The following is a 21,357-nucleotide window of genomic DNA, read 5'->3' on the forward strand; positions in this document are numbered from 1 at the left end:
AAATCTATCTATATTTGCTTCGTTGTTAGATTATGAAACACAAACCCACAGACAGAACCATGAAAGGCAAACTGCTTTGGATGACTTTCGCAGTCATCATCTTTGGCATGCTTCCGGCATGTGCCCGGGGAGTGCATGTCGTTTCCTTGAAAACGGAAATGCGCGTCAATCCGGTGGGGATAGACAATCCTGCCCCTATGTTGAGTTGGCAACTGGCCTCCGACCGCAATGATGTTTCCCAACAATCTTACCGCATCCTGGTAGCTTCGTCACTCCGCAATTTGTCCGACGACGTGGGCGACTTGTGGGATTCGGGCGAAGTCCGTTCCTCGCAGACACTCTACATCCCCTACGGCGGACGCCCGCTGGAAGGCGGCATGAAGTGCTATTGGAAGGTTCAGGTGCGTACCAATCGCGGACGCTCGGCCTGGAGCGTGCCCGCCACGTGGGTCACCGGCATGATGGCTCCCCTGTCGTGGAAAGCACATTGGCTGGGCGGAAGCTTCCCCGGCGATGACCGCATGAGCCACGTGCCCGCCCGTCATTTCCGCAAGACTTTCACCCTCGACGGACCGGTCCGCCAGGCCACTCTCTTCGTCTGCGGGCAAGGACTGTACGAAGCTTGGGTGAACGGCCGGAAGACAGGGAACTACGAGTTGGCTCCCGCCTCCACTGAATACGAGAAGAAACTATATTATAATGTGTATGACGTGACCCGCCACCTCTGCAAAGGTTGGAACACCTTGGGCGTGTTGGTGGGCAACGGCCCTTTCGTGAAAGAGCGCATCCAGAACCGGGGCGATGGTTACGGCCTGCCTACGATGCTGGCACAACTGGAGCTGGTGTACGAAGACGGAAGGCGCGAGACCATCGTGTCGGACACCAGTTGGAAGTGCACCGTCGACGGCCCCATCCGCGCCAACAGCGAGTTTGACGGCGAGGTCTATGACGCCCGCCGCGAGATGTCTGGCTGGACGCGGTCAGGGTTCGACGATTCCTCCTGGGAGGCAGCCCGGCCGGTCAATGCCCCTTCGGGCGGGCAACTGGCCTACCAGTTCAGTCCGCTCATGAAGGTGCAAGCCACCCTCCGACCCCTCAGCATCCGCCCGTTGCGTCCCGGCGTCTACGTCATGGACATGGGGCAGAACATGACCGGCTGGGTACGTGCCCGCCTGAAAGGCACGCAGGCAGGTGACACCCTGCGTATGCGCTTTGCCGAGACGCTCCGTCCCGACGGTTCGCTCTACACGGACAACCTGCGCTCGGCCCGTCCTTGCGATGTCTACATAGCCAAAGGAGCCGAAGAAGAAACCTGGCGGCCCACGTTCACCTACCACGGCTTCCGCTACGTCGAGCTGCAAGGCTTCCGTACCCCGCCCGAACCCGCAGACTTCGAAGGAGAGATGGTCTACGACGAAATGCCCACTACCGGACACATCGAAACCTCGGATACACTGTTCAACCAAATCTGCCGCAACGCCTGGTGGAGCATAGCAGGCAACTACAAGGGCTTGCCCCTCGACTGTCCGCAGCGCGACGAGCGGATGGGTTGGTTGGGCGACCGCGTTACCGGCTCCTTGGGCGAAGCCTATTTCTTCGACAACCACCTGCTCTACGCCAAGTGGCTGGACGACATCCGCGATGCCCAGCGCGACAACGGCAGCATCAGCGATGTTTCCCCCAGCTATTGGGATGTCTACAACGATGACGTCAGTTGGCCCGCCGCCTACTTCACCGTGGCGCAGATGCTCTACCACCAATACGGCGACCTCCGCCCCCTGCACCGCCACTACTCCTCCATGAAGAAGTGGATGGACTACATGCGCGATGGCTACCTGAAAGACGGCCTGATGCCCCGCGATACCTACGGCGACTGGTGTCTGCCGCCCGAACGTCAGGAACTGATACATTCGCAAGACTCGACCCGCATCACCGACGGCACCCTTATCGGTACCGCTTTCTACTATCATTTGTCGTGCTTGATGGCGCGCAATGCCGGCTTGTTGGGACAATCGGCCGATTCTGTTGCCTTTGCGGCTCAGGCCGGGCAGGTTAAGGCCGCTTTCAACCGCACCTTCTTCCACCCCGAACAAGGTTGTTACGACAACAACACCGTTACGGCCAACATCCTTCCCCTGCGCTTCGGCATGGTGCCCGAAGGATATGAGCGTCAAGTCTTCGGCCACATTGTCCAAAAGACTGAAAACGATTGGCAAAGCCATATCAGTACAGGCGTCGTAGGCGGCCAGCATTTGATGCGCGGCCTTTCGGACTACGGGCGTACTGACCTGGCGTGGCGTATCGCCACCAACGATACTTACCCCAGTTGGGGCTACATGGCTCGCAACGGGGCCACCACCATCTGGGAATTGTGGAACGGAAACACGGCCGATCCCTCCATGAACTCCGGTAACCATGTGATGTTGTTGGGCGATCTCATGCTCTGGGCCTACCATTACTTGGGCGGCATAGGCAATGCGCCGGGGTACGTCGGTTTCGAACGCTTGCAACTGAAGCCCTACCTTACGCCGGGGCTGGACTACGTAAACGCTTCTTATGAATCGGTACACGGACGTATCGTCAGTTCTTGGCGGGTGGAGAACGGATACTTCCATTGGGAGATACAGATTCCGTGCAATACCTCCGCCTTCGTCTACATTCCTCTGGAAGACGGAAATCTGGCCGATGCCGACCGTCGTCAGGTGGAAAAAGCAGGCGGGGTTTTCCTTCGGACGGAGCACGGATATGCTGTTTTCACCTTCCCTTCGGGACACTATCGGCTGAAAATTTCCTATAAAAAACGCTAAGGAATACCACAAATTGTGCGTGAAAAAGGTAGTAAAATGAAAGAAAACTATTAAAAAAAAGAAAAAATGCTTCTGAGAAACAGGCAATTAACTTTCTAAGAACAAAAACTGTTATTTTTTGACCAATTTTTTGCATAGACGCAGAGGCGGTTATGTTACTTTTGCCGAGTCAAATTAATGTAGGTTCTTAAATTTTTTATCATGAATCTAAAGAAAGTTTTAATTGTTTGTTTTCTATGCTACGGAGCTGGCGCACTCGCTTTGCCGCCGGCTTATGCAGAAGCTCCCGCCACGGTGAATGTACCGGATCAGGCGCGGGGTAGTATCCAAATCAGTGGTACAGTCATGGACAAGGAGAAGTTTCCGCTTCCCGGAGTAAACATCGTTGTCGAAGGACAAAACGCAGCGACTGGCGTTGTGACCGATATCGATGGACACTTCTACATGAAAGTGCCGAGTGAAGAATCTGCTATTATTATCAGTTATGTGGGCTTCAAGTCACAACGCATTGTGGTGGGCAACAACATCAACTTCAATGTCGTGCTTGAAGAAGATGTGGAAACCCTCGATGAAGTAGTAGTAACGGGTTACGGCAGCCAGAAGCGTATGTCGGTTATCGGTTCGGTGGAAACCCTCGAACCTGCCCGCTTGCAGACGGGGTCGACGCGCTCGTTGTCTAACAATCTGGCAGGACAGTTGGCGGGCGTCATCGCTGTGCAGCGTTCGGGTGAACCGGGTTATGATTCGTCCAATTTCTGGATTCGAGGCATCGCCTCCTTCTCGGGCAATCAGAATCCTTTGGTGTTGGTCGACGGTATCGAACGCGACCTGAACAACATCGACCCGGCGGAAATCGAGTCTTTCTCGGTGCTGAAAGACGCATCTGCCAGCGCCATGTACGGTGTGCGCGGTGCCAACGGTGTCATCGTCATTAACACGAAGCGTGGTAAAATCGGTGCCCCGCAGGTGAATTTCCGCGTGGAGCACTCCATTACCGAGCCAACCAAATTGCCTGAGTTCATCGGAGCCGCCGACTACATGCAGTTGCTTAACGACTTGGCCGACCCCTCGCGTCGTCCTTTCACCGATGAACAAATCTATCGTACGCGCATCGGCTATGACCGCGACCTCTATCCGGATGTCGATTGGATGGATGCCATAACGAAAGATTATGCGTACTCTACCCGTGCCAATATCGATGTGTCCGGCGGTTCGGATTTCCTGCGCTATTCGTTGGTGGGTTCGTACTTCGGTGAAAAAGGTATCATGGAGACTGACCAGGATTTACCTTACGATACTGGTACAAAGTTGACGCGTTACAATCTTCGCGCCAATGTTGACCTTGATGTGACCAAAACTACTACCTTGCGCGTTAATGTCGGTGGCTATTTGCAGACCTTACGCAAACAAAACTATTCTACGGAGCAGGCCTTTGAACAAGCCTTTATGACGCCGCCTCATGTTCACCCCATCCGTTACAGTGATGGTGCTATTCCTGTGGTAACCAACCGTGAGAATCCTTGGGCGAATGTTACGCAGCGTGGTTATGAGACAGAGACCCAGTCGCAAATCCAGTCTTTGTTCGCAGTCGAGCAGAACTTGAAAATGCTGACGCCGGGCTTGAAGGCCAAGATTACCTTCTCGTTCGACCGTTGGAACAAGAGCACGATGGAACGTGGTATGCAACCTACTTTTTATAACGTAGCCACGGGGCGCGATGTGGAGGGCAACTTGTTGCATACCATCCTGTCTTACGGTGATGAAGCTTTAGGCCACAGCAGTGGAGGTGAGTATGGTAACACACGCGTGTATTTCGAAGGAACATTGACCTATAATCGTACTTTCGGTGGCAAGCATGATGTGGACGCTCTCTTCCTTTACAATCAGCAGAGTTACGACGACGGTGGCATCCAGCCCTACCGCAAACAGGGTATTGCCGGACGTCTGTCTTACACTTTCGACCGCCGTTATATCAGTGAGTTCAACTTCGGTTACAATGGTTCCGAGAACTTCGCCAAAGGTCAGCGTTTTGGCTTCTTCCCCTCCATCGCTTTGGGATGGTTGATTTCAGAAGAGCCTTTCATGGAACGCTTCAGAGGTACGTTGAGCAAACTGAAAATCAGAGGCTCTATCGGTAAGGTTGGTAATGACAACATTGGTGGGAACCGTCGCTTTGCTTATATCACGACGCTGAATACAAATGCAGACAGCTACAACTGGGGTGAAACAGGTCAGATTGGCCGTACAGGTATTGCGGAAGGTGAGGTTGGCGTAGAAAACCTGACGTGGGAAACTGCTCTCAAGATGAATTTAGGCTTTGAAGTGGGGCTGTGGGATGCACTGAATTTGCAAGTGGATATCTTCAAGGAAAGACGTACTGACATCTTCATGCAACGTGCTACCATTCCTACACAGACCGGTTTCCTGACCAATCCGTGGGCAAACTACGGAGAAGTGACCAATCGTGGCACCGAGTTCTCGTTAAACTTCAATAAACAGCTCAACAAAGACTGGTATGTGGGTTTCTATGCAAACTTTACCTATGCTATCAACCGTGTGGAAGAACGTGACGAACCGGCTAGTGTGAAAGGTACTTACCGTGCTATGACGGGGCGTTCGCTTAATACCCTTTGGGGCTTGCAGGCTGAAAGATTGTTTACAGAAGACGACTTCGATGCCAATGGTAACCTGAAGTTTGGTATCCCGACACAAGATGTCGGATCTGCTACGGTTCGTCCGGGTGATATCAAGTACAAGGATATGAACGGTGACGGTGTCATCACCGATGCCGACGAAGGTTACATTGGTGGTACAGTCGATCCCCGTATTGTCTATGGTTTCGGTGGTAACGTTAGTTATAAGAATTGGGACTTAAACTTCTTCTTCCAAGGAGTAGGCGATACGTGGCGCGTCATCGGTAATACACAATATTTCATTCCGGGTAGCGGACAAGGTGTTCAAGGCAATGTTTACAGTAATTACTTGGATCGCTGGACGGAAGACAATCCTTCGCAAGACGTATTCTGGCCCCGTCTCTCCGAGACATCCAATCAGAACAACTATCGTGCTTCTACGTGGTGGAAGAAGAACATGAGCTTCTTGCGCTTGAAGACCTTGGAAATCGGTTATACCTTGCCCAAGGAAATCACCGACAAGATTTGCTCGAAGGGCATCCGTATCTACTTGAGCGGAAACAACTTGTTCTGCTTCTCGCCGTTTGACATGTGGGATCCGGAATTGGATTCTAATACAGGTCTGAAGTATCCGACCATGCGCTCGTTCATGGTAGGCGTTAACTTGAATTTCTAATCAACATTAAAAACGGACAACAAATGAAACTGAATAAATACATCGCCATGGGACTGTTGGCGTGTCTGCCGTTTTCGTCTTGTTCTTACTTGGACAAAGAACCGGACACGGAAATCACTATCGACATGGTGTTTGAGAATAAGAGAAATGTAGAATCTTGGTTGGCTAATATCTACGATGGTATTCCCAATCCGAGTAGAGGTTGGTTGGTTGGCGAAAGTTGGGAAATCTTTGCCGACGACTTGACACCTTCTTATCGTTGGTATCAGTGGGAGTTCAGCGATTTGACTAAGATGGTTAATGGCGGTACGTGGACGCCCAACACGAAGTGGGGTGGAAATCTGTGGCAACGCATGCCGCAAAAGATTCGTGAGGCTTATATTTTTATAGAACGTGTACACGCTCTGCCTTCAGACGACCTGTCGGAAGAAGAGGTGAACTACATGAAGGCCGAAGCCCGCTTCCTGGCTGCTTATTACTGGTGGCAGTTGGCCGAAACCTACGGTCCCATTCCCTTCAAGCCTGACTACATCGCTCCGACTGATTTCGACCTGACCGAGTTGATGGTGGGACAACGTCCATTCGATGAAGTGGTCGACTATTGCGATAAAGAAATGCTGGCTGCCGCCCAGCAGTTACCTCCCGTATGGCAGACCAATGAGAAATATGGACGAATTACTTCTGTTATGGCACTGACCATCCGTGCCAAGATGCTGCTTTTTGCTGCCAGCCCCTTGGTCAACGGCAATGAGTGGTATGCCAGCCATAAGAACCGGGAAGGCGAAAACTTGTTCAGCACGACTTATGACCCCAACAAGTGGGTGCGTGCAGCCGAAGCTTGCAAGATGTTGATAGATGAGGCTGAAGGTGCCGGCTACGAATTATTTAAGGTGTACAATGATGATGGAACCATCGACCCCTTCTTGTCGGCTACGGAAGTCTGGTTTACTTCTTTCCAGGACGGTAACCGAGAAATATTGTTCCCTTATACCAAGAACAATAATGACGGAAATTTCGAGTTCTATTCTACTAAAGTCATTACGAAAGAATTCGGTGGTGGCGGTGGCCTGGGTGTATACCAAGGCTTGGTAGATGCTTTCTTTATGAAGAACGGCTTGCCCATTGACGATCCTAATTCGGGCTATGTAGAAGAAGGATTCTCTACGGAAAAGGAAACTCGTAACACGGCTTGGAAATATGGTACAGGCGTAGAAGGTGAGATCACCGACACACATACTTATAATATGTATTGTAACCGTGAGCCTCGCTTCTATACTACCGTCAGCTACAATGGTTCTTGGTATGACCTGGCCGGTCGTAAGTATGACTTCTTGAATGGAGGTAAGGACAATGACTACACGCATGATGCTCCGCAAAACGGCTATTTGGTGCGTAAGAAAGTACATCCGGAAGATAACAAACGCGATGGAAACTTCCCTTGGCGTCAAGCCTTCCTCTACCGCTTGGCTTCTGTCTATTTGGACTATGCCGAGGCTTTGAACGAAGCGTATGATGACAATACACATCGCCGCGAGGCACTGGAATACGTGAATCGTATTCGCGAACGTGCCGGTGTGCGCCAATACACAACCGACGGGGTGTCTGTGAGTGATGAGAAATACATCCACGTGGATGACACGAAAGAGGCTGTGCGCAAAGTCATCCGTATGGAGCGTCGTGTGGAACTTTGTTGCGAAGGTTCACGCTGGATGGACATCCGCCGCTGGAGAACTGTTGCCCAGGGTGATAATCCGTATGACCCGAATGATTATCTGCCTGAAATGTGCGGTGAAGATTATGGTATGGATTATAGCGCCAGAACCGAAGAAGACTTTTACAAGCGTACCGTTTACCAGACCCGTACGTGGAGGCAATGTTACTATTGGATGCCTGTTTACATCGACGAGATTAACAAGAACCCGAACTTGGTTCAGGCTCCTTTCTGGAATTAACCTTTAAGAACGAATCGAGATTATGAAGACAATATTGAAATATACAGGGTTGCTATGCCTGTTGCTGGGGATGGCAAGCTGCAACGAAGAACAAGAATACTATACACTGGAGGTTCCTGCCGACCAGATGTTTCTGACTGCCTCGTCTACCGACATTGTGTTGACGAAGCCTCAGGAGGCAGAGACGGCTGTCACCTTCACGTGGAACGAAGCCACCAACCGTGGCGAGGGTACGTCCATCACCTACCTGTTTCGCATGTGGATGGTGGAACAGACTACCAATGTGAGTGAAACATTTGAAATTCCTGCCGGCGAACGTAGCATTAGTTTCACGCACCTGCAATTGAACGACATTTTGGCCGAATGGAACATAACGCCCGGTGACGTGACAACCATCGAAGCCGAAGTTATTGCACAAGTGAACTGCGATACGCAATATATGAAACCGGAACTTTCTACTACGCGTCTGGACGTGACGGGTTATGCGAAGAATCTCGAAGCTCTTTACTTGACTATGACGGACGAGGCCGGTGCTGTCAGCACAATGCGCATGGCAGAGGTACGGACGGGTACGGGTATTTACCGTACGACGGTGGAGAACTTGGTTCCCTGCTCTTATTTCTTCGCCACCAGTTCGGAGGAATCTTACCCGGCTTACGTGAGGGGTGAAGACGATAATACGCTGGCATATGCCGTGGACGAGAGTGCAGCTTCTCCGTTTGAGAACACGCTGACCGGTGCTTACGACATCATCGTCGACCTGAACGCTCTGACCGTGCGCGTCATTCCGAAGATTTATGACTTGCCGGCCGATGGCATGTGGCTGGTGGGTGACGCCGTACCATCCATCGGTTACGATATGCCGACGGCTTATGCCAACGGCGCCTTTACGAATGATGATTTGGCTTATCCGGAAATCTGGAAGTTTACGGGCGAGTTCTCTTCTTCCAACGGCGAACATTCCTTCAAGATTTTTGCCACGGCCAGCGGCGGATGGAACGATGTCTGCTTCTTCGCTCCGTTCAACGGTGCCGACCCGATGGAGGAACACACATTCCTGCCCGCACGTAGCCAAGGCGACGGCGGTGACCTGAAATGGTTCTCCAACGTCGATGGCATGTACACCGTCGTCATCGACCTGAGCCAGATGACCATTGACATGGTGTCTGCCGAATAAACAAGAGTAGTAATCCTTGAAAATACCAATGAAATGAAGAAGATACAAACAACTTTATTTAAACTGATGGCGTTCGCTGCCTTGCTCCTGACTTGGACGGCGTGTGGCGACGTGGAACACGAGGGGACCCCTCAGCCGCGCAATCCGGAAATTACGGTAGAAGCGGAAGAGTATTATGTGCAAATTGCGACGGAGAACGTGGACGGTTATGCCTTCATCTACCGCTGGCTCGATTTGGACGGCGTGACGTGGCACATCACCGTCAGCAACGTCAGCCCTGATGAGGCCGACCCGGACAACACGGGCGCAGTGCCAGAAGGCATCGAGATAACCGACCAAAGCATCCTGACTTATAACGGTGTGCGCGAATTGCAAATAAACAACCGCGACATCCTGAACTATTTGCAAGAACTTGGTTTGTTCCAGGCCGACTCGAAGAGCACGCTTTACCTCTATCTGGCCGGAACCAATGCCGACGGTACGTCTGTCCTTACTGCCGACGGGCTGCCTTCATACTGTTCAACCATCCATGTCACGGTAGGTCCGGGCGTTGAGTAAAAACAACAGGTGCAGGCGTTCGGCCGCCCCTAACCTGGTAGCTTCTCCACCCCTAACCGGGTGGTTCGGCCATCCCTAACCGGGTGGTTCGGCCGGACCGGATGCCTGTGCCGTCCATTTGATAACAACCATTTTTTACAGATAAACAGAAAAACAATGAAACCCATGTTACTATCCATAGGACAATTGGCAGCCGCCAGCCTCTTCACTTTCATGGCCGCCGGATGCAGCGACAACGACAACAAAGGCGGGGCAGTGCAAGAACCCCTGGCCGACACCAAGACTTATTACACCAACCCCGTCATTGGCCCTGACACGCCCGACCCCACGGTCATCAAGGCTGACGACGGCTACTTCTACCTTTACAACACGGGCGGAAACTGCTATTTCGACCGCTCTAAAGACTTGGTGAACTGGGAGTTCCTGGGCACCGCTTTTACGGAAGAAGACAAACCCGCTTGGGAACCCGATGCCGGCATATGGGCCCCGGATATTAATTACATCAACGGCAAATACGTGCTTTACTACGCCATGTCGAAGTGGGGCGGAGGTGCAACGTGCGGTATTGGCGTAGCTGTGGCCGACACGCCGACGGGGCCTTTCACCGACTTGGGCAAAATGTTCCGCAGCAATGAAATAGACGTGCACAACAGCATCGACCCCTTCTACATCGAAGACAACGGCAAGAAGTACCTCTTCTGGGGTAGCTGGTGGGGCATCTGGGGGGTAGAACTCACCGAAGACGGCCTCGCTCTGGCCGGCGGCATCGAACAGGCCAAAGCCAACAAGTTCCAGGTGGCCTGGGGCTCGGAAGGTACCGATTCTTACGAGGCACCCTACATCTTGAAGCGTGGTGATTACTACTACCTGTTCTGCTCGACAGGCACTTGCTGCGATGGCCTGAACAGTACTTATACTACGGTCGTAGCCCGCTCCACCAGCCTTTTCGGCCCCTACGTCAATGCCGAAGGCAAAAGCATGCTCGAAGGCCGCAATCACGAAGTGGTCATCTTGAAGAATGAAGACTTTGTGGGCACGGGTCACAATGCTGAAATCGTGCAGGACGATGCCGGCAATGATTGGATAATCTACCATGCTTATGTAGCTGGTGTCGACCAAGGCCGCGTCATCTGCCTCGACCGCCTCTATTGGGATGAAGACGGCTGGCCTTATGTATTGGGCAATGGTCCGGCTGTGAAAGCAGAAGCACCGGTGTTTAATAATAAATAAATGGGAATTTAGTTGACGAGGAGACAAGTTAACGAGGCTACAAGGACAGGACTTATCCCTTTTCAACTACACAAGACCTGGTTGACTCGTTAACTTGTCCTTTTTTCAACTACAACAAGACCTCGTTGACTCGTTAACTTGTCCCCTTGTCAACTTATAAATTAACAACATGAAAAAGATACTTATCTCTCTGCTGTGCTTCTTGGCATTTTGTGGTTGCCTGGATGCGCAAAACTTGCAGAAGAACATTGCTTACGAAGACGCGAATGTGCGCTTCACTGTTATCTCCGACGGCGTTATTCGCATGGAATATGCTCCCGACGGCCAATTTGTCGACGATAAATCATTTATTGTCGTCAACCGCCAATATCCGGCTGTGGACTACAAACTGAAGACGCGTGGCCGTTGGGTGGAAATAGCCACGGCGAAAATGGTGATGCGTTACAAGAAAGGCAGCGGCGCTTTTTCGGCCGAGAATCTCAGTATCGTGTCCGCCAAAGGTACACGGCCTTTCAGTTGGAAGCCTGGCATGAAGCAGACGGAGAATTTGAAGGGAACCTTCCGCACGTTGGACGGGTTTGACGGCGACGTGCAGACGCAGGGATATGTGAGAGACTCTAAACCCGGTGAGAAACTACAATTGGAAGACGGCCTGTTGGCTAAAGATGGCTGGACGCTTATCGACGATTCGAAGGGATTGCTTTTCGATGGAGATGCCGACTGGGAATGGGTGAAGCAACGTCCCGATAACGGTGGGCAAGACTGGTATTTCATGGCTTATGGGCACGATTATAAGGCTGCGCTGAAGGACTATACGCTTTTTGCCGGACAAGTGCCCCTGCCGCCGCGCTTTGTTTTCGGATACTGGTGGTCACGCTATTGGATGTATTCCGACCGCGAGTTCCGTGAGTTGGTAAAGAATTTCCAGTCTTACCGTATCCCGTTGGATGTATTGGTGGTGGATATGGACTGGCATTATACGGAGCCGGGCAAAGGCGGCTGGACGGGCTGGACATGGAATCGCGACCTCTTCCCCAATCCCGCAGGTTTCTTGGGCTATTTGAAAGACAATGGCCTGAAGATTACACTGAACCTGCATCCTGCTGACGGCGTGGCCTCGTATGATGAGCAATACCCCCTGTTGGCCAAGGATATGGGCATCGACCCGGCCAGCAAACAGACTGTGCCTTGGGTCAACTCCAGTAAGCGTTTCATGACCAATATCTTCAAAGATGTGCTGACGCCGATGGAGAAAGACGGGGTGGACTTCTGGTGGCTCGACTGGCAGCAAGACCTCTTCGACTCGAAGATGAAGAATCTGAACAATACGTGGTGGATTAACTACGCGTTCTTCAGCCAGATGGAACGGACACGCGACACACGCCCCCTTATCTACCACCGTTGGGGCGGCCTGGGCAACCACCGCTATCAGATTGGCTTTTCGGGCGATGCCACGGCCACGTGGAAATCGCTGGACTATCAGCCGTATTTCAACTCAACGGCCTCGAACGTGCTCTACGGCTATTGGGGGCATGACATCGGCGGACACATCGGCAACCACATCGACCCGGAACTGTATGTGCGTTGGATGCAGTTCGGCGCATTGACGCCCATCATGCGCACCCATTCGCAGAAAAATGCGGGGATGAACAAAGAGCCGTGGGTGTTCGACACGGAGCATAGCCGCATCATCACCCGGACCATTCGTCAGCGTTACGAGATGGCACCTTACATCTATACGATGGCACGCAAGGCGTATGACGAAGGCCTGTCGTTGTGCCGTCCCATGTATTACGATTATCCCGAAGACAACGAGGCGTACGATTTCCGTAACCAATACATGTTCGGTGATGACATGCTGGTGGCTCCCATCACTGCTCCCGGACAGGATGGATATGCCACGTTGAAGATTTGGTTGCCCCAGGGTGAGTGGTATGAGATGTCTACCGGAACGCTGTTGCAGGGCGGACAAGTGGTAGAACGCTCGTTTGCTCTTGACGAATATCCTGTCTATGTGAAGGCCGGTGCCGTGCTGCCCATGTACACCGACGAGGTGATGAACCTGAGCGGCAACGACGAGACGGTAGTCGTGACGGTATTTCCCGGTGCGGCGGCAGATACTTTCCAACTGTATGAAGACAATGGCAACGACAAAGACTATGCTTCGGCTTATGCCACGACGACTCTCTCTGCTTCTTGCTCGGGAAGGGAACAGACCATCGTCGTTGGCCGGCGCGAAGGCCGCTTCGACGGCATGAAGGCGGCCCGCAAGTTGCAGGTGAAGGTCCTGCCTGCTCAGGCTCCGCAGAGCGTGACGATGGATGGTCGGGCTGTGGACTATGATTATGCGGGCGAAGAGTTCGCCATCGTTGTCGACCTGGGCGAAGTGCCCAACGACCGGGAAACCGTGGTCAAGATAACTTATCCTGCCGAGACGGCAGACATGAACGGCCTGCTGGGTGCCACCCGCCGCATGGCCCGTGCCATGGAAGGCTTGAAGTACCGCGATGCCGGCATCATCTTCAAGGAAGAGTTCGGGCGGATGGGCAGTCTGAGTGAGGCCGTCATGTATGCTCCCGGGCAGATGCCTGAACGGGTCGGTGAGTTCTGGACGGGCTTCCGCAACCTGCCGCAAGTGCTCCAACGCCAGGGATTGAACGAGGAACATACGAAATGGTTCCTGAAATCTGTCCACTGGCAGAACTGATAACGATACACGTACACGAATAGCACGAGAAAACTGACGGAACAGGGGAGGAGGCATTGGACTGAATCCCCTGTTTTTGTATCTTTGCCCGAGGTTGGGAGGAACAATAGACCGGAATGACGATGCGGAACGTTTCCTCCTCCCAATGCGGAACGTTTCCTCCTTCCGATGCGGAATGTTTCCTCCTTCCGATGCGGAATGTTTCCTCCTCTCAATGCGGAACGTTTCCTCCTCCTAATGGAGAACATTTCTTCCGGAAGAGGAAGGGAAATAAAAAAGAAACTTTGAGCTTGAGAAGAATATAAACGATAACTAAAAACATAGATTTATGACCATCCTCCGCCGCTTTCTCCTACTCCTGTTGCCGGGACTGCTGTGTGCCGGCTTTGTGCGCTCCGCCTCGACCGACGACGCCCAATATGTTTTCCGTTCCATCGACAGCAGCCGGGGCCTGTCCAACAATTCGGTCAACGCCATCCTGCAAGACCGCTTCGGTTTCATGTGGTTCGGCACCAAAGACGGGCTGGACCGCTATGACGGCCTGTCCTTCCTGTCGTTCACCAAAGAAAAAGGCACGCTGGGCAACAACTTCGTCACCTCGCTGTATGAGGACGAGCAAGGCTTCATCTGGATAGGAACCGACCTGGGGGTATATATCTATTCGCCGCAAACGGAAAGCATCCGCCGCTTCACACACCGGAGCAACCGGAACACACTGGTCGACAATGCCGTGAACTACATCACCGGCGATAAAAGCGGGCGCGTCTGGATGGCTGTCCAGTCGCAAGGCATCTTCTGTTACGACTCCTCGGCCGACAGCCTGGTGCATCGGCAGACAGACGGGAGCGGGAACATCGTGTTCCACGGGTTGGAACGCATCTGTTTTGACAACGATAACGTGTGCTGGCTGGACCTGCATGACGGGAACCTGTATTATTCAGACAACAATCTGGAGACACTGACTCCGGTCGCCTGGCAGGGAGAAAAGCCTCGTTGGAGCTATTCGACCAAAATCATAGCCGGCCCTTACAATTGCCTTTACCTGGGCACGGTGGCCGGACTGCAAGAAATCAACCTGACCACCAAAAGCGTCCGGACTTTGTTGGGGAAAGCACGCTCTGGCAGAGACGATATCTTTGTGCGCGACATGTATTTCTATTCCGACGACAAGCTGTGGGCAGGCACCGAATCGGGTGTTTATATCTACAACCTGCGCACGAACAAAACCACCCACCTGCCTTGTGTCGAGGGCGACCCCTATTCCATTTCGGACAATGCCGTTTATGCACTTTGCAAAGATAAGGAAGGAGGCATGTGGATAGGTACCTATTTCGGAGGCGTGAACTATTTCCCAAAGACGTATACTTGTTTCCATAAGTTCTATCCCAATGCTCTTACAGACAGTTTCGGGAAACGGGTGCGTGAGTTTTGCGCCGATTCCGATGGCCAATTGTGGATTGGCACCGAAGACAAGGGGCTTTTCCATTACAATCCCCGCACAGACGAGGCGACACCTTTCCGCCATCCGGCCATCACGCACAACGTGCACGGGCTTTGCCTGGACGGGAAATACCTTTGGGTCAGCAACTTCGCCGGCATCCTGCACCGCATAGACCTGAATACTTCCAGCGTGAAGAACTACGACAACTGCAAGGACGTTTTCTCCATCTGCCGCACTCATACCGGGCAGATATATCTGGGCACCACCAATGGAGTGATGTGTTATGATGCCTCTTCCGATTCATTCTCTTACATCTCCAAGCTGTCGGGAGTGTTCATCTATTATATAAAAGAAGACAAGCAAGGCAATCTCTGGGTAGCCACTTACGTGGACGGGCTTTACAAATGGAATGTGCGCACCGACGAATGGAAACACTTTGTCTATGACGCCGGCAATCCGAAAAGCCTTTCGTCCAACAAAGTGTTGAATGTCTTCGAGGACAGCCGGCACCGCATCTGGATTACCACGCAGGGAGGAGGCTTTTGCCTGTTCAACCCGGAGACAGAAGACTTCACCCGTTATGATTCCGATTTAGGATTGCCCAGCAACGTGGCCTACCGGATAGAGGAAGACGATGAAGGCTGCCTTTGGGTGACGACCAACAAAGGTCTGTTGCATTTTACCCCAGATACCCGGGAGTTCAAAGTCTATACCATGAGCAACGGATTGTTGAGTGACCAGTTCAATTACCAGTCCAGCTACAAGGACAAAGACGGGCGCATCTATTTCGGTTGCATCAATGGTTTCATTTCCTTTGAGCCCCGTTCTTTCTCCAGTAACAATTATTTGCCACCGGTGGTGATAACCAGTTTCTCCCTGTTCAACAAAGAAGTGCCGGTAGGCAAAGACGATTCGCCTCTGAAAACCAGCATTACCCTGACCGACTATCTGGAATTGAAATCCAACCAGAATACCTTTTCTTTCCGGGTGGCGGCACTGAGCTATCAATCGCCCGACATGAACAAACTGCTTTATAAACTGGATGGTTATGATACAGAGTGGTATGCAGCAGGCAAGATTCCTATCACCTATTCCAACCTGCCATACCGCACCTATACACTGATGGTGAAAGGAGCCAACAGTGACGGTGTCTGGAATCCGGAAATGCGCATGCTGAAAATCCGGATACTGCCGCCCTTTTATCTTTCCGTTTGGGCTTATGTCTTCTATGTCTTGCTGGCTGTCGGGCTATTGTTTGGCCTCATTACCTACTTCCGGCGGCGTACCTTGACCAAGCACCGGTATGAGATGGAGAAATTCGAGCAAAAGAAAGAACGAGAGCTTTATATGGCCAAGATAGACTTCTTTACCAACGTGGCACACGAAATCCGAACGCCACTTACCTTGATAAAGAGTCCGTTGGAAAGCATCCTGAAAGACAATGTACTGTCCGACGAAGTGAAGGTGGAATTGGAAATCATGGACCAGAACGCCCAGCGCTTGCTGAACTTGGTGAACCAGTTGCTCGACTTCCGCAAGACCGAGAACAAAGGCTTTAAGTTGAATCCCGAGGAATGTAACTTGTGCGGGCTGATGCAATTTACCTGCAAACGCTTCACTGCCTTGGCCAAGCAGAGAGGGGTGAACTTGACTTGCCAAGTGCCGGAAAAGGAGGTCTGGGCCTCGGTAGATAAGGAGGCCTTGACCAAGATTATCAGTAATCTGCTGACCAATGCCTTGAAATACGGGAAGACTTTTGCCCGTTTCCAATTGACGGTGGACGAAAAGGAAGAGCATTTCCGGGTAACGGCAAGCAACGATGGAAAGATTATACCTTTGGACATGCGTGAAGAAATATTCCGGCCTTTCGTGCGGTATAGGGATGGGAAGAACATTGTGCAGGGAACAGGCATCGGACTGGCTTTGGCACGCTCTCTGGCAGAGTTGCACCACGGCAAACTGGCTATGGATGACAATATGGAGATGAATTGTTTCGTATTGGACATTCCCATCGTCCACCAGGTGGCCCCACATAGAGAATCGGAACCGGTCGAGACAAGCGGCCGTGCCGATGTACCGGACAACATAGAAGTGATGCCGGACGTGGATAAAGAAGAAAAGGAAGAACGTCCTTGCATCTTGATTGTGGAAGACAATAAAGATATGCAGGATTTCATTGCACGCCAATTATCATCCCTATACAATGTATTGACAGCCGGAAATGGTCATGAAGCCTGGGACTTGTTAGAGCAGTATGACGTGGATTTGGTGGTGAGTGACATCATGATGCCGGAGATGGATGGCTTGGAGTTGTGCGGCAAGTTGAAGTCTGATTTGAATTACAACCATATTCCCATTATCCTTCTGACAGCCAAGACTGCCCTCGAGTCGAAAATCGAAGGCCTGGAGCAAGGGGCGGATGCCTATATCGAGAAACCTTTCTCGGTGGAGTACCTGCGTGTGAACATTGCCAACCTGTTAAGCAACCGTGAGCGTTTGCGCCGCCGGTTTATTGAGTCACCGTTTGTAAAGGCCGAGACCGTTGCGCAGAGCAAGACCGACAAAGCGTTTATGCAAAAGCTGAATGAATATGTCAACAGCCATTTGCAGGAGTCCGAACTGACCATCGACGACCTGGCCGATGTCATGCACATGGGCCGCTCCAATTTCTATCGGAAGCTGAAAGGCATGTTGGGCATAAGCCCCAATGAATACTTGCGGCTGGAACGTCTGAAAAAAGCTGCCCAGTTGCTGAAGGAGGGAAAATGTGGCATTGTCGAGATTGCTTACATGGTGGGCTTCAGTTCACCATCCTATTTCTCCAGTTGTTTCAAGAAACAGTTTGGCGTATTACCCAAGGACTTTGTGCAGCAATAGACGACCTATTAGCCTCGTAATAGACTGCCTATTTGCCTCGTAATAGACCTCCTATTAGCCTCGTAATAGACTGCCTATTAGCCTCGGGATAACAACAGCAGGGGTACCGAAGTATGAAATGGCACGCAGATAACGCTGATTCGATGGATTCCCACAGATTTCTTCAGTGATATAAGTAGGTACTGAAATTTAGTTTATACATTGTGTTGTATCTGTCATGTTGAGCATTGTTCTCCCCCGACAAACGGGGGAGGTAAGAGGGGGTGCGCAGCGAAGTCGAAACACCTCCTTCTTGCGCTGCCAGACGGACAGAGCCCTTAGGAGGTTTAATTTGAGCACTGATTTACACACATACCAATACCCCCAAATATAATAAATGCTATAACTATTTTTATGATCATTTCAAGACATCCATTTCCCATCGCTTTGGCACTATCACCGACTTTTTGTTCAGGAGTTCGCAAATCATAGTTATATTTTATAGCCAAATCATGCAATACAGATTCACATTCAGATAGTCCAAAATCATAGACATTACCATAGATGCGGTGTATTTCGTTCTTTATTCCCTTAACCAACATATATGTTTTTCCAACATTATAAGATGTATGGAGCTGCAAATAGGCATCAGAATTTCTACCATACATTTTTATATTATTGTTTAAGCCGGTAAATAGAGGAGTCAAGAATAAGAAAATAAAGTATATATCTTTTTTCAGAAGTTCATCATTGAATAGACCATACATACGGTTGAATACATCTACATCATTTGGATTTCTAATCAAGAAACCTCCTAAGCATAGTTCGCTTTTTCTGCACTGATTGAAGAAGTCAAAATTCATGCTAAGCCCTTTCAATCTAAGTTCTGATGAGGACTTTTGTAAATATTTTTCCATCTTGTCAATATACAAAAAGTCTCCTTTATCTTTTGAAATTTTTTGTAATAGGGGTAAGATGTTCTTTTTAAAATCCTGTATGAAATTATCTATTTTCTCTATATCTATCAATTTTATTTCCATAAAGACTGAACTTATAGCTTCATTTTTAATCAATATTCCAATAAGCATCAGGGTCGCCATCCAATATTGTATCAATATCTTCATCACTATACCCCATCTCATCTTGAGCGTAAGACCCGGCATATCTTGAATAATGTGGTGATTCTTCAAGCACGTCGAAAGAATCATCGTCTTGGAAACCTGTTGTATGGTTATATTTGGCTTCCTTTTCAATACCATTTTCAGTAACTAACGCCGACCAAGGTGTTACCTGCTGAATATCGTCATAAATACAAGGAAATAGCACTTTTCTTTTGGCATTTAGCAATCCCATCTTACCTCCTTTATACGTTAAGTAATAAAAAGGTCTATGTCTAACGACTTCTACCGGTTTTATTTCGTCAAAAGTCTCTGAACTTATAACTATTCCATCTTCATTTACAAACCCTTCTATTTTGTTCTTTTTGAATCGTACATATGGATAGTCATTTTTTAATCCATATGATGAAGTTTCAGCCTCAATAAATTCCATCTCATCGCAATCTGAGATAATTAATTTTGCTTCCTGCGAGTTTTTTAAGGATGTGACACTATACAAATAATATTTATTTTCTATCAAACCAATTAAAAATGTTTCAGAAAGCGGACAGCCCAAACGTCGGCATCTACTCAGTGCTCCGGATATTGAATTCATTGTTTTTTTTGCAAAAAACATTTCATCTAATAGTGGTATAGCTATCTCATCACATCGATGATTTAATAATCTATATTTTCCTTTTGTTTTGACTATGTAATAGTTATTGAAGAATTTACCTCCTATTCGTATGCAAGAGTCATATTTGTCAACAGGAACTTTGCCGTAAAACTTATTGTTTTCTATATAAAAACCATATTTACGACCATGAAATATTTCTTGAAAATAAGCGTGTCCTCGTTCAATCCTATCTCGCTCTCCAAAATCAATTTTATATAAATCAAATTTAGCCTCAATTATAACATTCCCTTCGGGTGAAAGTAATCCAAATTTGCCATATTCCTCATAAACTAAATAATCTCGATAGAACCCTGATATGTATATATCGTCATGCCATGCCAATGAATCATATAATTGTGTTTGCATACCTGTTTCTGCATTATAAAGAAATTGACCATTTTGGCAAGTCACTACAAATAATGGCATTTCTTCTAATTGAGAAAAACAAACTAAGCTAATATTTTCATATAATACATCTAATATCGTATGAAATTCATCGTCAATCAAACCGTACTTGTTGTTTTTTATAATCAAATAGAAATTTCTTGTTGCATGAGTAACTACATCATATTTTCTACAATCAAACAAATTGTAAAAATATCCGTACATATTGATGGGTATTTGTTTCCTCTGGGCTGTATAGTATAAATAATGCACGTAAACTTCATTAGTTCTACCATGCTTAACCAACTCCCCATTTCCGCCCCATTTGTTTTTTACTATTTTATTTGCATCAATAATATAAGAACAGTGTTGCTCAGGAACAGCAATCTGCTTTAACTGTAATTTCGCATTTGTTATATATAAATCTTTTGTATATTTTTCAATGTTATATTTGTACTGTTTGCACAGTTCTTCTATAGAAACATATGTGGGTTCAACATATTCTTCTAAAGAATATATATCTATAAATCCATATCGTCCACTTTGACATACAATAAATTGTTCCAATGGTTGTATTGGAGTATAAATATAGTCATAATCTTTGTTGTTATTATATTTCTCCGTACCATGAATTAAAGAATATCTATCATTTTTCCTCAACTTTACGATATCATTGTTTACAAAAACATTACTTGGCAAAAAAGTAATTTCATCAAATACACAACTAAGTATTTCCGTTTCATTATAATATGAATTTATTATGCCATATTTTTTATTCTTTTTCACCTTATATATTGGATGTAAAGGAATCAATTCGCATACGATATCATATTCTTTATAAGAATATTTATCAAAATATAGACCTAAAGAATTGATACATGAATATTCGTTATCCTTAGTCATGAATCGAATAATCGTATCGTTTTCAGAACGATTAAATTCTTCCACGTTATGAATATCTCCAACTATTATATTTCCAAAGTTATCTATAATAGAATATTCTTCATTACTATATTGTAGTCTAACAATTGAATTCATAAAACTATTAGTTTATTGGATATCATAATTCCCGTCTATAAAAGATAATGATTTTGTCAAAGGTAGTAAATTCCTGTGAAATACAGACTACAAAAGCAGAATGAATTTATAGTTATCCACATTAT

General features: G+C 48.8%; 10 protein-coding genes. 8 read left to right on the forward strand and 2 right to left on the reverse strand.

Translation table 11 applies throughout. The annotated features are described in order from the left end of the window. Positions 1–32 precede the first annotated feature (32 nt). The 8 genes from M3090_RS10760 (at position 33) to M3090_RS10795 (ending at position 18,058) form a co-directional block, all read left to right on the forward strand. A complete protein-coding gene (locus tag M3090_RS10760) occupies positions 33–2,807 on the forward strand; it encodes an alpha-L-rhamnosidase (protein WP_249056109.1) in 2,775 nt (924 codons plus the stop codon). Between the two features lie 201 nt (positions 2,808–3,008). Next, complete coding sequence (locus M3090_RS10765; protein ID WP_249056112.1) at positions 3,009–6,116, forward strand: SusC/RagA family TonB-linked outer membrane protein; 3,108 nt, start codon at positions 3,009–3,011, stop codon at positions 6,114–6,116. Between the two features lie 23 nt (positions 6,117–6,139). After that, the gene (locus tag M3090_RS10770; protein WP_249056114.1) at positions 6,140–8,068 is read left to right on the forward strand and encodes a RagB/SusD family nutrient uptake outer membrane protein; all 1,929 of its coding nucleotides are present in this window, start codon (positions 6,140–6,142) and stop codon (positions 8,066–8,068) included. A 22-nt stretch (positions 8,069–8,090) separates the two neighbouring features. Next, the gene (locus tag M3090_RS10775) at positions 8,091–9,245 is read left to right on the forward strand and encodes a SusE domain-containing protein (RefSeq protein WP_249056116.1); all 1,155 of its coding nucleotides are present in this window, start codon (positions 8,091–8,093) and stop codon (positions 9,243–9,245) included. 33 nt (positions 9,246–9,278) lie between these two features. Further along, on the forward strand, positions 9,279–9,803 hold the full coding sequence (locus M3090_RS10780) for a hypothetical protein (protein ID WP_249056118.1): 525 nt from the start codon (positions 9,279–9,281) through the stop codon (positions 9,801–9,803). A 165-nt stretch (positions 9,804–9,968) separates the two neighbouring features. After that, complete coding sequence (locus M3090_RS10785; protein ID WP_249056120.1) at positions 9,969–11,033, forward strand: family 43 glycosylhydrolase; 1,065 nt, start codon at positions 9,969–9,971, stop codon at positions 11,031–11,033. Positions 11,034–11,202: 169 nt separating this feature from the next. Then, complete coding sequence (locus M3090_RS10790) at positions 11,203–13,740, forward strand: glycoside hydrolase family 31 protein (RefSeq protein ID WP_249056123.1); 2,538 nt, start codon at positions 11,203–11,205, stop codon at positions 13,738–13,740. Positions 13,741–14,068: 328 nt separating this feature from the next. After that, positions 14,069–18,058 (forward strand): hybrid sensor histidine kinase/response regulator transcription factor, encoded by a 3,990-nt coding sequence (locus M3090_RS10795; protein WP_249056126.1) that lies wholly within the window; start codon positions 14,069–14,071, stop codon positions 18,056–18,058. Between the two features lie 326 nt (positions 18,059–18,384). Here the strand turns inward: M3090_RS10795 and M3090_RS10800 are convergent, their stop codons facing one another. Together M3090_RS10800 and M3090_RS10805 are read right to left on the reverse strand one after the other, a co-directional pair. Continuing rightward, positions 18,385–19,137 carry a hypothetical protein gene (locus tag M3090_RS10800; protein WP_249056128.1) on the reverse strand — a complete coding sequence of 251 codons (753 nt, stop codon included), beginning with the start codon at positions 19,135–19,137 and terminating at the stop codon, positions 18,385–18,387. Then, positions 19,103–21,232: a hypothetical protein gene (locus M3090_RS10805; RefSeq protein ID WP_249056130.1), complete on the reverse strand. Its 2,130-nt coding sequence runs from the start codon at positions 21,230–21,232 to the stop codon at positions 19,103–19,105. Before M3090_RS10805 ends, M3090_RS10800 begins: the two co-directional genes overlap by 35 nt. Positions 21,233–21,357 lie beyond the last annotated feature (125 nt).

The organism is Bacteroides sp. ET71, from assembly GCF_023336905.1.
Taxonomy (GTDB): domain Bacteria; phylum Bacteroidota; class Bacteroidia; order Bacteroidales; family Bacteroidaceae; genus Bacteroides.